Source organism: Cellulophaga lytica DSM 7489, assembly GCF_000190595.1.
GTDB classification, from domain to species: Bacteria; Bacteroidota; Bacteroidia; order Flavobacteriales; family Flavobacteriaceae; genus Cellulophaga; species Cellulophaga lytica.
This window is the reverse complement of sequence record NC_015167.1, coordinates 3,640,927-3,656,744: the sequence shown is the minus strand read 5'-3', so window position 1 is coordinate 3,656,744 and position 15,818 is coordinate 3,640,927. Positions and strand designations below refer to the sequence as shown.

The following is a 15,818-nucleotide window of genomic DNA, read 5'->3' as shown; positions in this document are numbered from 1 at the left end:
AATGGAATTAATTAAAAAGGTTTTCTATTTGCCATCTGGCCACAATACGCTTTCTACCAAAAGGAACTGCTTTTAAACGTCCTTGTTGAATCATTCTTTGAATGGTCCATCTACTCACGCCAATCAGTTGTGAGGCTTCTGTTACGCTTAAAAAATCTTTGTTATTTACAGCATTAGGATTGCGAACTTCAACAACTTGTTTTTGCTGTTGCATATCTTCAGTAAGAGTAGCTTGAATTTTTTCTTGACGTTTGCGTGCCTTATAAGCTCTTTTTGCACAAGTATCGCCACAGTATTTAGTAACTGTTGTACGTGCTGTAAATGCATTACCGCAATGCTTACAAGTTTTAGGAATGAATAAATTACTGCTCATAAATGGTGCTTTATGTAGCGTAATGGTGCAACGTGGTGCGTTATGGTGCATCATTTCGCCAATATCTTCGCCAACAGAAATGGGCAACAATTCTATATTTCAGGCAACAGATATACAACAAATTTAATCAAAAAAGAGCAAATAAACAACAAATAAAAGAAGATAAAACACTATAAAGTCAACAATAATAAGGGGTTAACAAATAAAAGAAAGTAAGTTACTTCCCAATACAGAAATTAGCAAAAATATTACCAAGTAGTTCATCATTAGAAACCTGTCCGGTAATTTCACCTAAGTGGTACAGGGCATCTTTTAAGTCTATAGCTAGTAAATCTCCAGAGATACCACCATCCATACCAAGTTGTACTCTTTCTATACCTTCTAGAGACTTTAATAAAGCATCAAAATGTCTGGTATTGGTAACAATAGTTTCATTATTACGCAACGCACCTGTATTTACAAACTCTAAAAGTTTGTTTTTTAAGGTTTCTACGCCATCGCCAGTTTTGGCAGATATAAATAGCGTAGAAGGTATTTCGGCCTCTATAGTTTCTATTTGTTCTGGCGTGTATAAATCTTTTTTATTGGTAATTACAACAAGTGTTTTTAACGGAAACTGATTTTTTATTCGCTCAATTTCTACTTTAATACTTTCCAAGTTTTCAATTGCAGGTGTAAGCGGACTTAAATACAATACCACTTGGGCTTGTTCTATTTTTTCAAACGTTTTTTTAATTCCAATACTTTCTACAACATCTGTAGTTTCTCGTATACCAGCTGTATCTATAAATCTAAAACCAATACCACCAATAGCTATTTCATCTTCTATGGTATCTCTTGTGGTACCAGCAATATCACTTACAATTGCGCGGTCTTCATTTAAAAAAGCATTTAATAAGGTAGATTTACCCACATTTGGTTCGCCAACAATAGCTACAGGAATTCCGTTTTTTAGTACGTTACCAACAGCAAAGGAATCTATTAATCGTTTTAAAACCTCTTGTATTCTAGACAGTAGCGTTATAAACTGTGTGCGGTCTGCAAATTCTACATCTTCCTCCGCAAAGTCTAATTCTAACTCTATTAAAGACGCAAAATTTAAAAGTTCTTCTCGTAGTTTTTTAATTTCTGATGAAAATCCGCCTCGCATTTGCTGCATTGCAATTTGGTGACTAGCCTCATTGTCAGACGCTATTAAGTCTGCTACAGCTTCAGCCTGACTCAAATCTAACTTGCCATTTAAAAAAGCACGTAATGTAAATTCACCAGCATCTGCCATACGGCAACCATTGCGTAAAAACAGCTGTATAATTTGCTGCTGTATGTATTGTGAGCCGTGACAAGATATTTCAATAACATTTTCACCTGTGTATGAGTTAGGACCTTTAAAAAGTGACACCAAAACTTCATCATATACCTTTGTACCATCTACTATATGCCCTAAGTGTATGGTATGCGTTTTTTGCTTGGTTAAATCTTTATTACGTACAGATTTAAACTTAGCATTTGCCAATGTAATTGCGTCTGGCCCAGAAAGCCTAATAACTGCTATGGCACCAGCGCCAGATGGTGTTGCTAATGCAACTATAGTATCTTGTGAAAACATAAATGCAAAAATACAAATTATTAAAGTTGATGTGTATTCATTTTTCATTAAATAAATACTGTAAATAGCAAGAGAACGTAATGTGTAACTTGTTAAATAGAGAAAGGCGCAATAAAAAAGCAACTATGCATCATAACAAAAAGTTAAATCTCACTAGGTTAAGATGTGTAATTATATTTTTGTTAACAACTAACAGAAACCTAACAAACTCAAAAAATCTAAAAAATGATTAAAAAAATGGCCTTGTTGCTATTGTTTGCCGTATGTACTACGGTAACATTTGCACAAGAAGAAACTAGCAATGTGCCAACACCTAATTACAGGCAAGCGGCAAAATTTTCCCCAGATAATTTAAAAAAAATTGTACATTCTACCACAGTTAGACCTAATTGGTTAAAAAAAGGAAATCGTTTTTGGTACCAGTACAAAACTACAGAAGGTGCTAATTTTTACTTGGTTGATGCCGACCGTGGAACCAAAACAAAACTGTTTGATAATGCAAAAATGGCACAGTGGTTAACTTTAATTACCAAAGACCCGTATGATGCTAAGCACTTACCACGCTTTAATTTTAAGTTTGTTAAAAATGAAACAGCCATACGCTTTAGAGTAACATCTAAAGAAAAAGTAGATGTTGTTGATGATAAAAAAGACGATAAAAAGAATGATACCATTTCTAAAGACTCTACTAAAGCCAAGAGTGCTAAAAAAGCACCTAAAAAAGAGAACAAAGTATATTATTTAGAATACAAATTAGGAGGTAATGGTTTAACTGTTATTAATAATAAAAAAGAAGACGAAAACAAAAAACGATGGGCTAATATAGCTCCAGATAGTAGCATTGTATTGTTTTCTAAGCAGCACAATTTATATTGGATGGATAAAGCCAACTATTTAAAAGCTGTAAAAGATGAAAAAGATTCTACCATTGTAGAACACCAATGGACTAAAGATGGTGTAGAAAACTATGGCTATGGTGGTGGCTCATGGGGAGAGAACAACGAGACTAAAGAAGAGAATAAAGACAAACGTAAGGGGATAAGAGGGTATTGGTCTCACGACTCTAAAAAGTTTGTGTACCAACGATCTGATTCTAGAGATTTAAAAGATTTATGGGTTATAAATTCGGTTGCTAAAAAAAGACCAACTTTAGAAACTTATAAATACCATATGCCGGGAGAAAAAGAGTTCTCTAAACCAGAAATTTTGGTTTTTGATATACCTTCTAAAGAAAAGCGTGCTGTAAAGTTAGACACTACAATACAGCAAAGTATTGATATTTATAGCGCACCTACTAAAAAAATGAATTTTAGTGATGATTTTAGACCTTCATTATTACTTTCTAAAAAAGGTAAAATTTATTTTAGTAGTACTAGTAGAGATCGTAAAAAAGTACATATTAATGTTGCAGATATAAACACAGGGGAGGTTAAAACGCTTATTAAAGAGGAACTTAATACCTATGTAGAGGCTAAGGACATTGTGTTATTTAATAATGAGCAAGAAATTATTCAATGGTCAGAGAGAGACGGTTGGGCACATTTTTATTTGTATGATGCAAACGGTAATTTAAAAAATCAGATTACCAAAGGTAGTTACCACTCTAATAGTTTTGTGGGTGTTAATGAAAAAGAGCGCACATTATTTTTTACTGCTAATGGTGTTACTAAAGAGCAAGACCCGTATTACGAGCATCTTTTTAAAATTAACCTAAATGGTACAGGATTAAAAAACTTAAATAAAGGAGACTATAATACTAGTACTAGTATGGCAGACTCTAATAGGTTTTTTGTAAACAATTACTCTAGGGTAAATACAGTTCCAAAATCTGAACTAAGATCTAGTAATGGTAATGTAGTATTAAAGTTAGAAGAGGCAGATTTATCTGCACTTATGTCAACAGGTTACAAATTTCCAGAACCGTTTAAAGTAAAGGCAGACGATGGTATTACAGATCTTTACGGAGTAATGTATAAGCCTTTTGATTTTGATGAAACTAAGAGTTACCCGCTTATAGAATATGTATACCCAGGACCACAAACAGAGGCTGTAAATAAATCTTTTTCTGTTTCTATGAATAGGTTAGACAGGTTAGCGCAAGTTGGTTTTGTAGTAGTTACTTTAGGTAACAGAGGCGGACACCCAAATAGATCTAAATGGTACCACAACTACGGTTATGGAAATTTAAGAGATTATGGTTTAGCAGATAAAAAATACGTTGCAGAGCAATTAGCAGATAAGCATAACTTTATAGATATTTCTAAAGTAGGAATTTTTGGCCACTCTGGAGGTGGATTTATGTCTACCGCAGCAATGCTAGTATACCCAGACTTTTTTAAAGTAGCAGTATCTTCTGCAGGTAATCATGATAACTCTATGTACAATAGTTGGTGGAGTGAAACGCACCACGGAGTAGAAGAGGTGAAAGATGCTAATGGTGTTATTACATATAAATACGATATTGATAAAAACCAGACTCTAGCAGCTAACTTAAAAGGTAAATTAATGCTGGTAACTGGTGATGTAGATAACAATGTGCATCCTGGTGCTACAATTAGAATGGCAAACGCACTAATTAAAGCAAATAAGAGATTCGATTTTATGATAATGCCTGGCCAAAGACACGGTTTTGGTAGTATGACGGAGTATTTCTTTTGGTTAAAAGCAGATTATTTTAGCAAACACTTTTTAGGTGTAGAGGCTACAAATGTAGATATGTTAGAAATGAATAGAGCTAAACCAAAACACTAACTCTAGTTGGTAATATAAATATATAAAACGCTCGTATTGTATTATATACGAGCGTTTTTTTAGTTTTTATGTTGATGACTTTTTAGATTTAAAAGAAAATTTTATGCTTTTTAGTGTAACATTTTATAAAATATAACTACTGATATAGTAATAACATCAAAATCAATCAAAAAATGGAAATCATCAATCAACAAAAAGCAACATCAAGGTCTGATAACGGATTATTAGCAGTTACACATTTAACACAATTACTACATTATTGTACAGGTGTAGGAGGCTTTATAGTGCCTTTAGTACTTTGGTTAACTACTAAAGATAGCGTAGAAGGTATGAACGAGCACGGAAAATCAATAGTAAATTTTCAGTTAAGCTTACTGCTTTATATCATAATTAGTGTTCCTGGAATTTTATTGTTTGGTTTGGGCTTATTAGGCTTTTTATTTGTTGGTATTATAGGTTTTGTAATGCCAATAGTAAATGCTGTAAGAGCTGCAAACGGAGAGTCGCCAAGCAAATTTATGACAATCTCATTTATATCTTAATGCACTAATAATAAGTATTTTACAAAATCTGTTTCTAAAATTTATTTAGAGACAGATTTTTTTTTGATTTTATATCAAAATTATAGTCTAATTTTGCACCACACACACATTAACTATAATTAAAATTATGAAGAAGATTGTATTAGCAGTAATGCTATTAGCACTTAGTGCAACAAGTTTAACAGCACAAGAGCAAAAAACAGAAAGCGTAGAAAAAGTAGAAAACACTAAAACTACAGAAGAAGTATTAAAAGCAGAAGAGGAAGCAAAAGCCAAGACTGAAGAGGCAGCTAAATTAGCAGAAAAAGAAGCTAAAAAATTAGAAAAAGAGCAAAAGGCTGCAGAAAAGAAAGCTAAAAAAGAAGCCAAAGAGGTTAAAAAGAAAGAAAAAGAGGCCAAAAAAGAAGCAAAACTAAAAAGCGCAATTGCCAAGCAAAAGAGAAATGTATCTAAAGTAGAAAGAAAAATTACAAAATTAGAGAATAAATTATCTCAGGATACTGCGGCAGGCAAATTATCTCCTGTAGCTATAGAAAAACTAAAATCTTCTATAGCAAAGCAAAAGCTTAAATTGGTAAAAGAAAATGTAAAGCTTAATAAATTAGAACGCAAGTAATAAGATATTAGTAATACAATTAAGAATAAAAAAAGAGGACATTATGTCCTCTTTTTTGGTTTTTTATGTTGGGTATTTTAATTTATGCGTTGTTAAGCATAACTGGCATTACAAGCATAGTTACGTGCTCGCCTTCATCTACACCATCTATAGGTGTTAAAATACCTGCTCTGTTTGGTAAACTCATTTCTAAAGAAACATCATCAGAACTTAAATTACCTAGCATTTCTACTAAAAATCTAGAGTTAAATCCTATTTGCATATCATCTCCTTGGTAAGAACAAGTTAAGCGTTCTTCTGCTTTATTGCTGTAGTCTATATCTTCAGCAGATATATTTAACTCTGCACCAGCTACTTTTAAACGTATTTGGTGAGTAGTTTTGTTAGAGAAAATAGATACACGTCTAACAGAACTTAAAAGCTGAGTTCTAGAAATACTTAATACATTTGGATTCTCTTTTGGTATAACCGCTTCATAGTTAGGGTATTTACCATCTATTAGTCTACAAATTAGTTCTGTATTGTCAAAAGTAAATTTAGCATTACTTTCATTGTATTCTATGGTTACATCATTTTCACTACCACCTAATATCCCTTTTAATAAAGTTAAAGGTTTTTTAGGCATAATAAATTCTGCTACCTGAGATGCAGTAACATCTGTACGTTGGTATTTTACAAGTTTGTGAGCATCTGTAGCTACAAACGTTAAATTTTCTGGAGAAAACTGAAAAAATACACCACTCATAACTGGTCTTAGGTCATCATTACCAGCAGCAAAAATTGTTTTGTTAATTGCAGTTGCTAAAATATCACCTAAAATAGTTGTAGTACTTGGGTTAGATAATTCTACAGCGTTAGGAAATTCTGCACCATCTACGTATGCTAAAGCATATTTACCGTGGTTACTACTAATTTCAACTGTGTTGTTTTCCTCTACAACAAAAGTTAATGGTTGCTCTGGAAAAGTTTTTAGTGTTTCTAATAATAATTTTGCTGGCAAAGCAATTGTACCTTCATTATCAGAATCTACCTCTAAAACAGAACTCATTGTGGTTTCTAAATCTGAGGCAGAAACAGTAAGACTGTTTTGCTTTAATTCAAACAAAAAATTATCTAAAATTGGCAATGTGTTACTGTTATTAATAACACCGCCTAAAACTTGTAATTGCTTTAACAAATAAGTACTAGATACTATAAATTTCATCAGCTATATAATTTTCTTCATTTATGGTTAGGCTCTCAAATGCCTTTAAGTATTTTTCAAAAAGTTTAAAAAATCCTTGAAACAAAGATATTTTAATTGTCCTTTTAACGAAAACAAACTTATTAACACTTATTTACCGTATTTATGTTTTCTATAATAATTAAATATTAAACCAAATAGTAGCGTTAAAACCACTGGTAATGCTATGTTTATAAGTTGCCACTTGGTTTTTTGAGCTACAATTTTTTCTTTATCTAAGAACGGAATTGCAACTTTTTTTGTTCGGATGTTTATAAGTCCGCTATCATCTAACAGGTAATTTATGCTATTTACCATAAAATCTTTGTTCCCGTAAGCGTTATTTGTCCATTTGTCATAACCAAGTTGTAAAGGCTTTCCTTTGCTTATTTGGTTTTTTATAACATCACCATCTGCAATAACCAACATTTTATTGTTTGTACCAACTTCTTTGTTGTTTTTTAGCGCAAATGGTTTTACGCGGTTATTGTAAACAGATTTAAATTTACCTTCTACCAAAACAGCTAAAGGTTTATTACCATTGTTGTATTCTTCTTTGTTAGGGGCTTTATTAACCAAATCTAAGCTAATAATATTTGGTGTGCCTACCACTGTAGATAAGGGAGAACTATAGTATAAAATATGTTTATTATACTCGTTATTATTTAAAACATCTATACTGTTTGCAAACTGTAAACGTAAAGCTTCTAAATTGTTATTTATAGGGTGGTCATTTCTAGAAAAAACCATTGGGTTAAATGGCCAAGGTACAGGGTTGTATTGAGAGTTATTGCCATCTCCTTGTGCTAAAACAATTTGTGTAGCGTATATATCTTTAACCAATGCAGGGTTTATACGTATGCCATATTTAAAAAAGAAATCTTTTAAGTTTAAATCTCTAGGAAAAGCTAAAGATTTACCTTCATTATTAAATAAACTATCTAGCTCCATACTAACGTTATCTATAAGCCACATAGATTTTCCGCCATTTACAATGTATTGGTCTAACACATATTTTTCTTTATCTGTAAAAGGCTCCGTAGGTTTTGCAATTAAAGCAAGATCGTACTCTTTTAATTGAGTTAATGTTTTCTCTGGATTACTAGCAACAGAGTCTAAGGTAAAAGCTCCAATATTATAATATTCTTTAATAGTAGACAGGTAATCTGCAAGGTAAATATCTTGCAACTCACCATTACCTTTAATAACGGCTATTCTCTTTTTTTGTTTAATGTTTAATTTGCTAAAAGCATCTGCAAAAGAATACTCTAAATGTTGTATAGAGTTGGTTACGCGCTCTTCTGTAGTAGCTCCTAATTTATTTTTAAGCAGGGCAACTTTTACAGTTTTATTGTTGTAGTTAACTATTGCCCAAGGAAAAACAAATTCCTGAGACACTTTTCCGTTTTCTTCTACAGTAACATTAGCAGGTGTTAGGCCTAGTTTTTGCATTTCTGCAATTGCATTTTCAGATGAGCCTGTAGTTTCTAAAGGGTTAATAAAATTAAATTTTATATTGCTATTTTCAGCCTTAAACTCTTCTAGTATTTGTTTTGTTTCGGACTGTAATTTTACAAATTCACCTGGCAATTGTCCTTCTAAAAGAACATCTATAATTACAGGATTAGTAAAATTTTGTACGGTTTGTAAAGCAGCAGAAGATAATGTGTATCTGCTGTCTTCTGTAACATCCATTCTTGTGTATATGTAGTTAGATGCTATATTAAGTACAACTAAAGCAATAATACCAATAGCTATGGAGGTAAGAGTTTTTTTCATTATTGATTTAAGTTTTTAAGTTGAACAACAGTTAAAAACAAAAAAAACACTGTAAGGCTAATAAAATAAATTAAATCTCTAGTGTCTATAACACCGCGTGCAATACTCTCAAAATGTGCTTTCATTCCTAATGAGGCTATAGCAACAGATGTGCTACCGTCTGTAAACAATGTGCTAATACCTTGAAAACCGTAAAAGCAGGCAAAACAAAGAATTAAAGCCAGTAAAAATGCAACTATTTGATTTTGAGAAAGGGTAGAAGCAAAAATTCCAATAGCTGTGTAACTAGCCATTAAAAATAAAAGTCCAAAATAAGAACCAAACACAACTCCCATATCTATATTACCAATTGTTTGCCCTAGCTGAGATAAAGAGTATACATATAAAAATGTAGGTATAATGGCTATAATTACTAAGGTAAGAGTTCCTAAAAATTTACCAATAACTGTTTGCCATAAAGATATTGGTTTAATAAATAACAGCTCTAAAGTTCCTGTTTTACGTTCCTCAGAAAAACTTTTCATTGTAATGGCAGGTATTAAAAATAAAAATACCCAAGGAACAAGAAAAAAGAAGTTGCTTAGGTCTGCAAAACCATAATCAAAAACATTGTATTCTCCTTTAAAAACCCATAAAAACAGGCCGCAAAATATTAAAAATAAGCCAATGACCATATAGCCAATTGGCGACGTAAAAAACGACTGTATTTCTCGTTTGTAAATGGCGTACATCTAATTAATTTAAAGTTTCATTTTTATTTACAGTCCAAGCTTCTGGTTTATCTGCAAATAGTATTTTAGTTTTTGCCCAAACACCAATAAATAAATCTGAGTGTCTGTAAGCCTCTAAAGCATTTTCACTATCCCAATAACTATATGTAAAAAATATAGCAGGGTTATTTTTGTCTTGGTATAGCTCTAAAAAGTTACATCCATCAAAATTTCTAATTAAATGTTTAGACTGGTTAAATATATTTTCAAAGCTAACAATATTTTCAGTTTTAAACGTCAATTTTACAATGCGTACTATCATTTATAAAAAATTAATGGTTATGGTGTCTCTATAATCTAATCCTAATAGGGTAGATGCGCCACCAACAGTGGTTAAATTGCTTTTATAAATAGCAAGTTCTAAAAACTGAGACGAGTTAAAAAGAGCTAATAAATCTCCAGGACCATTGCGTCGGTTTTTTTCTGCATCAAAGTTAATAATATCACTATACTTATTATGTATTGTTTTTAATACTTTACCACGTACTCTAACCTCATAATCTCTACCATTTTTATAAGCTTCAAATAAGTTTTTTTGAATATTGCTAACAACGTTTCCGTAATTATCTATGTAAACAATATTGCCAATTATGGTTTTGCCTCCATCTATTAATTGCGGAACAAAGTCTTTAAAAGTCTTTAAATTGGTAAATGGCTTGCCTACAACTTCCATTTTACCACCACGAGCTAAATGGCAAGCAGCTTTTATAAAAACATCGTAAGTAGGGAAAGAGCCATCTTTAGTGTCTGGTATGTTAATAGAAACTATTTTTTCTGGTTTAACTTCAGAAGTTATTAAACAAACAACGCCGTTGTTAGCACTTATAAAATAATGCCCATCAACATAAGTAATAATATGTTCATTTTCTTTGGTAAGCTCGGCATCTACACCTACAATATGCACTGTACCCTTAGGAAACGTTTTGTACGAGTTTTTAAGAATATAGGCACATTCTTGTATGTTAAACGGATTTATGCTGTGTGATATATCAACAATAGTTGCATTTTCAATTTCGCTGAAGATTGCTCCTTTTAGTGCGCCAACAAAATGGTCTTTGTATCCAAAATCAGTAGTTAGTGTTAGTATTGTCATTTATGACTGTTGATATGTTTTTTGCCGTGGTGAAGTGATTTTGATTAAATTTGTTATACAAAATTACATAAAAAAATAGCCAACTAAAATTTATATTTACGTCCTAACCTTTTAATACATTTTTTCATTTGAACGAAATCATAATTGAACTCACAGAAATAAGTCCCAGAGAATTTTTTGGGCATCAAAATGCGCATATAGATTTATTGAAAAAATACTTTCCAAAACTAAAAATTGTTGCCCGTGGCAGCAAGATAAAAGCTTACGGAGATGATGAGCATTTAGAAGAATTTGATAAGCGTTTAGATATGCTTATGACCCATTTTGCTAAGTACAATAAAATAGACGAAAATGTAATTGAAAGGGTTTTTACTAGCAATAGCCAAGAAGATTACGCCACAAAACAGAGTAGTGGAGATGTTTTAGTACACGGTGTTAGTGGTAGACTTATTAAAGCACAAACTGCTAACCAGCGTAAACTAGTAGAGGCTGCAACCAATAATGATATGGTTTTTGCTATTGGCCCTGCAGGTACAGGTAAAACATATACTGGTGTTGCTTTGGCAGTAAAAGCTTTAAAAGAAAAACAGGTAAGGCGTATTATTTTAACTAGACCAGCGGTAGAAGCAGGAGAAAATTTAGGTTTTTTACCAGGAGACTTAAAAGAAAAGCTAGACCCTTACATGCAACCGTTGTATGATGCTTTGCGTGATATGATTCCGGCAGAAAAATTAGCACATTACATAGAAAACGGAACCATACAAATTGCACCAATGGCATTTATGCGTGGTAGAACACTAGATAACGCTTTTGTTATTTTAGATGAAGCACAAAATACTACGCATGCCCAAATGAAAATGTTTTTAACACGTATGGGTAAAAATGCAAAGTTTTTATTAACAGGAGATCCTGGCCAAATAGATTTGCCACGTAGAGTAATTTCTGGTTTAAAAGAAGCTTTACTAGTTTTGGGTAATGTAGATGGTATAAAAATTATTTACCTTGATGATAAAGACGTTGTAAGGCACAAATTGGTTAAAAAAGTTATAGAAGCATACAAAAATATAGAGCATCAAAATTAAAAAGCACTAATGAATACAATTACAGATACCAATTTTAAATTTCCTAAACAAGTAAACGTTTACAAAGGTAAGGTTAGAGAAGTATATCGTTTAGAGGATGACATTATGGTAATGGTAGCAACAGACAGACTTTCTGCATTTGATGTGGTTATGCCTAAAGGAATACCATATAAAGGGCAAATACTAAACCAGATAGCTACAAAAATGATGAATGATACAGCAGATATTGTTCCTAATTGGTTATTAAAAACACCAGATGCAAATGTAGCTATTGGTCACGCTTGTGAGCCTTTTAAGGTAGAAATGGTTATACGTGGGTATATGTCTGGACACGCAGCTAGAGAATACAAAGCAGGAAAAAGAGTGCTTTGTGGTGTGCCTATGCCAGAGGGATTAAAGGAAAATGATAAATTTCCTTCTCCAATTATAACACCTGCTACTAAAGCAGAAATGGGAGACCACGACGAGGATATTTCTAGAGAAGATATTATAAAAAGAGGTATAGTTTCTGAAACCGATTATAAGCAGTTAGAAGATTACACTTTTGCTTTATTTAAAAGAGGAACAGAAATAGCAGCAAAACGAGGTTTAATTTTAGTAGATACTAAGTATGAATTTGGTAAAACTAAAGACGGTAAAATTGTTTTGATTGATGAAATACATACTCCAGATTCTTCTCGTTATTTTTATGCAGATGGTTATAAAGAAAGACAAGAAAAAGGAGAGCCACAAAAACAATTGTCTAAAGAGTTTGTACGCCAATGGCTAATAAGCAATAATTTTCAGGGGTTAGAAGGACAAACATTGCCAGAAATGACAGATGAGTATATAGCGTCTGTGTCTGAGAGGTATATAGAGTTATATGAAAATATAACAGGAGAAACTTTTGTTAAAGCAGACATCTCAAATATTCAAAAAAGGATAGAAACTAATGTTTTAGAGTGTTTGCAAACACTATAGTATACTTAAAAAGTAAAAAGACCGTAATATAACGGTCTTTTTACTTTTTAAGCATTTAAGTTTTCTATAATAGATTTTAACTGTCCTGGTTTTATAGGTTTAATAATGTAACCATTAATTTCAGATACATTATTAGCACGTTCTATATCTACAGGGTCTACAGAAGATGAAACCATATAAACCGTAATTTTTTTGTCTAATTGAGGTTTAAATTTTACGTATTCTTCCATAAATTGAAAACCATCCATTATGGGCATATTGTTATCTAAAAAAATAACATCGGGAAGTTCATAATTATTTTTAATATTATCTAGCATAAAATCTTTTGCTTCTTCTCCATCAGAAAAAACCATAATTTTTTTTGCCAAGCCTAATGCTTTAATTGTTTTCACTATTGTAAATTGATAGATATCATCATCATCAATAATACATACGTTAAAATGGTTTTTCATAATTTTTTAGTTTAGGGTTACTATAAAGGTTGTTCCTTTATTAACGTGGCTTTTAGCGCTAATTGAGCCGCCAAGAGATTCTATTTGTACTTTGGTCATAAATAAGCCTATACCTTTTGCTTCTGGATGTCTATGAAAAACTTTGTTTAAGCCAAATAATTTGTGGCCGTGTTTTTCTAAGTCTATACCTAAGCCATTATCTTTTATGGTTAAGGTTATTCTGTTTTTTATTAAAGTTGTTTTTATCTCTATTACAGGGTCTCTATCTGGTGATTTATATTTAATTGCGTTACTAATTAGGTTTAAAAAAATACTTTCTAAATATAACTTGCTATATAGTACTGTATTTACAGAAGAGAAATCGCTAACTATTGTTGCGTTTGTAGCTTCTATTTCACCAGTTAAAATTTCCTTAGTTTTATTTAAAATGTCTTCAAATTTTAATTTTTTAAGCTCGGTTGGTGCTCCATTAGAAGTCTTTAAGGCTTCTACAAGTGTGTCTAATGTTTCTGTTAAATGGCCAATAACAATTTCAAACTTGCTAAAAATCTCTGCTTTATCCTCTTCATCTGTAGCGCTATTATAAAAACCTAAAAGAGAGTTTAAATTACTTACTGGAGCTCTTAAGTTATGTGATGTTATATGCGCAAAATCTGCTAGCTGTCTGTTTTTATTTAATAGGTTATCGGTTAAAACTTCAAGTCTTTCTTTGGCTTTTAATATTTTATACTCTGCGTGTTTTTGCTCTGTAATATCTCTTATGGCAACAGAAATAAGTAAACCTTCTTCTGTCTCTAAGGGAGATAAACTTATTTGAATTGGTATTTTTTCTCCATTTTTATGTAATGCATATAAATCTTCACTTTTTTCTGCTTCACTAGTTTTAATAGTTGTAAAAAAGTTATTATTATTGGTTTTGTATGTATGCATAAACTTCTCTGGTATAAGAAGTTCTACAGGTTTATTTTTTAATTCTAGAGATGAGTAGCCAAACAACTTTTCGGCCTGTTTATTACTAATTTGTATACAACCTTCCTCATTTACAATTAGCATTGCATCTGGTGCAGATTCTAACAGTCCTCTAAACTTTAATTCTGCCATACGTAACTGCGTTACATCTTGGCAGGTTCCCATCATTTCTATGGGTTCTCCTAACTCATTGGTAATAAGTTCTCCTAATAAATGTACCGTTTTTGTAGTACCATCTTCTAATACAATACGGTGTAAAACATCTGTAAACTTACCTTCTTTTACAGTTATATCAATAAAGTTAGAAACCTCTTTGCGGTCTTCTGGATGAATATGATTAAAATACGTGTCAAAAGTTACATTTTTTAATGTATTTGGGTCTCTACCAAAAATATTATACATATTGGCAGACCAAGTAATGTCATTATTTACCATATTCCAGCTCCAATTACCCATCATGGTAATTTGTTCTGCGTAGCTTAGAAGCTGATTTTTTTTAAGGAGTTCAGCTTCTGCTTTTTTACGGTCTGTTATATCGTAAAAAATACCCAAAATACCTAGGTATTCATCTAAATCATTTTTAAGTGGAGTTAGGGAAAGTTCTACAGGAAAAAGAGTTCCATTTTTTTTACGAAATGTCCATTCTCTTGTATCTTTAATATCTTGTATTCCTAATTCATAAAAAGGATTGTAATTTTTTATATGTTCTTTTCCAAATTTAGAAGCAAATTCTTTACTAAAGTTGGCTAACTCTTCTTCTAAAAGAATTGAAGTAGGAGGTAAGTTTCCAATTACTTCATTAGCAGAAAATCCTAAAAGTTTTTCTGCACCAGAGTTAAACTGCATAACACCTCCTTGTTTGTCAATAGAAACAATAGAAACGGCACTAGAGTTTATTATAGATTTTAATTCACTGTTAACAGAGTGTAATTGTTGTTCTGTTTTTTTTGCTTCTGTAATTTCCTGAAAAATACCGTAAACACGAGTTACAACACCATTTTTTTTATCTGCAAGCCCAATTTTACGAGCCCATATTTTTTTTCCTGTAACTGTTTCTAAAGCAACCTCTTTGTCAAAACTAACACCATTGGTAATGAGGTTAGTCATACCTTCTTTAATATTTTTTCTATGTACTTTATCTGTAAAAAGAGTAATGGTCTCTTTTAAGTTTATTTTATTTCTATCTTTTAAATCTAAAATGTCACTTGTAATTTTATCCAAAGTATAATCTTTGGTTTCTAGGTTAAGCTCCCAAATACCAATACGTGCCACGTTATTTATACGGTCTAACGTATTTTTAATTTTAGGATTTTTTTCAATTGCGTTATGCATTCTAAATTAATTTATAAGCTAATTAAGCGTTATTGCTATTTCTTGGGGGAATAGAATATTCTAAAAATAACTATTTTAATGAAATTAACAATTATAGTAGGTAATAAATGTTTTTCTTTTTACTTATTTTCGATAAAATACTTCTTAATTCTTCCTTTTTTTAATTATTTAGTTTAATTAAAAAAATATTAGTTATATTATAATTGTAAAAACAATTTATTACTTTTAGGGCTTAATTATCAGTTGTTTACTGTAAATACCCCAAAAAAAT

The 15,818-nt window shown here is 31.5% G+C and carries 14 protein-coding genes; 5 read left to right on the top strand and 9 right to left on the bottom strand.

The features are described 5' to 3' along the window. Positions 1 to 7: 7 nt before the first annotated feature. Both CELLY_RS16090 and mnmE read right to left on the bottom strand, forming a co-directional pair. Entirely contained in the window at positions 8 to 460 is a 453-nt protein-coding gene (locus tag CELLY_RS16090) for a helix-turn-helix domain-containing protein (protein WP_226696405.1), read from the bottom strand. 130 nt (positions 461 to 590) lie between these two features. After that, complete coding sequence (gene mnmE, locus CELLY_RS16085) at positions 591 to 1,979, bottom strand: tRNA uridine-5-carboxymethylaminomethyl(34) synthesis GTPase MnmE (RefSeq protein WP_038507642.1); 1,389 nt, start codon at positions 1,977 to 1,979, stop codon at positions 591 to 593. Positions 1,980 to 2,204: 225 nt separating this feature from the next. Between mnmE and CELLY_RS16080 the strand changes: the two genes are divergently transcribed. The 3 genes from CELLY_RS16080 (at position 2,205) to CELLY_RS16070 (ending at position 5,888) form a co-directional block, all read left to right on the top strand. Beyond that, positions 2,205 to 4,730 (top strand): S9 family peptidase, encoded by a 2,526-nt coding sequence (locus CELLY_RS16080; RefSeq protein ID WP_013622765.1) that lies wholly within the window; start codon positions 2,205 to 2,207, stop codon positions 4,728 to 4,730. A 173-nt stretch (positions 4,731 to 4,903) separates the two neighbouring features. Then, positions 4,904 to 5,272, top strand: a complete 369-nt coding sequence (locus tag CELLY_RS16075) for a DUF4870 domain-containing protein (protein ID WP_013622764.1) — start codon at positions 4,904 to 4,906, stop codon at positions 5,270 to 5,272. Between the two features lie 127 nt (positions 5,273 to 5,399). Further along, positions 5,400 to 5,888, top strand: coding sequence for a hypothetical protein (locus tag CELLY_RS16070; protein WP_013622763.1), 489 nt, complete (start codon positions 5,400 to 5,402; stop codon positions 5,886 to 5,888). 82 nt (positions 5,889 to 5,970) lie between these two features. Here CELLY_RS16070 and dnaN read toward each other — a convergent pair whose 3' ends face one another. The 5 genes from dnaN to CELLY_RS16045 all read right to left on the bottom strand — a co-directional run bounded on the left by dnaN (position 5,971) and on the right by CELLY_RS16045 (position 10,752). After that, positions 5,971 to 7,092 (bottom strand): DNA polymerase III subunit beta, encoded by a 1,122-nt coding sequence (gene dnaN / locus CELLY_RS16065; protein WP_013622762.1) that lies wholly within the window; start codon positions 7,090 to 7,092, stop codon positions 5,971 to 5,973. Positions 7,093 to 7,221: 129 nt separating this feature from the next. Beyond that, positions 7,222 to 8,889 (bottom strand): gliding motility-associated ABC transporter substrate-binding protein GldG, encoded by a 1,668-nt coding sequence (gldG, locus tag CELLY_RS16060; RefSeq protein WP_013622761.1) that lies wholly within the window; start codon positions 8,887 to 8,889, stop codon positions 7,222 to 7,224. Continuing rightward, positions 8,889 to 9,620: a gliding motility-associated ABC transporter permease subunit GldF gene (gene gldF / locus CELLY_RS16055; RefSeq protein ID WP_013622760.1), complete on the bottom strand. Its 732-nt coding sequence runs from the start codon at positions 9,618 to 9,620 to the stop codon at positions 8,889 to 8,891. The genes gldG and gldF overlap by 1 nt, the downstream gene beginning before the upstream one ends. 4 nt (positions 9,621 to 9,624) lie before the next feature. Then, positions 9,625 to 9,921: a putative quinol monooxygenase gene (locus CELLY_RS16050; RefSeq protein ID WP_013622759.1), complete on the bottom strand. Its 297-nt coding sequence runs from the start codon at positions 9,919 to 9,921 to the stop codon at positions 9,625 to 9,627. After that, entirely contained in the window at positions 9,922 to 10,752 is an 831-nt protein-coding gene (locus CELLY_RS16045) for an SAM hydrolase/SAM-dependent halogenase family protein (RefSeq protein ID WP_013622758.1), read from the bottom strand. It abuts the gene before it with no gap. Between the two features lie 128 nt (positions 10,753 to 10,880). Between CELLY_RS16045 and CELLY_RS16040 the strand changes: the two genes are divergently transcribed. Continuing rightward, positions 10,881 to 11,834: a PhoH family protein gene (locus CELLY_RS16040; protein ID WP_013622757.1), complete on the top strand. Its 954-nt coding sequence runs from the start codon at positions 10,881 to 10,883 to the stop codon at positions 11,832 to 11,834. Positions 11,835 to 11,843: 9 nt separating this feature from the next. Beyond that, complete coding sequence (locus CELLY_RS16035; RefSeq protein WP_013622756.1) at positions 11,844 to 12,794, top strand: phosphoribosylaminoimidazolesuccinocarboxamide synthase; 951 nt, start codon at positions 11,844 to 11,846, stop codon at positions 12,792 to 12,794. Positions 12,795 to 12,841: 47 nt separating this feature from the next. Here CELLY_RS16035 and CELLY_RS16030 read toward each other — a convergent pair whose 3' ends face one another. After that, entirely contained in the window at positions 12,842 to 13,246 is a 405-nt protein-coding gene (locus CELLY_RS16030) for a response regulator (protein WP_013622755.1), read from the bottom strand. Between the two features lie 6 nt (positions 13,247 to 13,252). Continuing rightward, entirely contained in the window at positions 13,253 to 15,547 is a 2,295-nt protein-coding gene (locus CELLY_RS16820) for a PAS domain-containing sensor histidine kinase (RefSeq protein WP_013622754.1), read from the bottom strand. Positions 15,548 to 15,818: the final 271 nt, after the last annotated feature.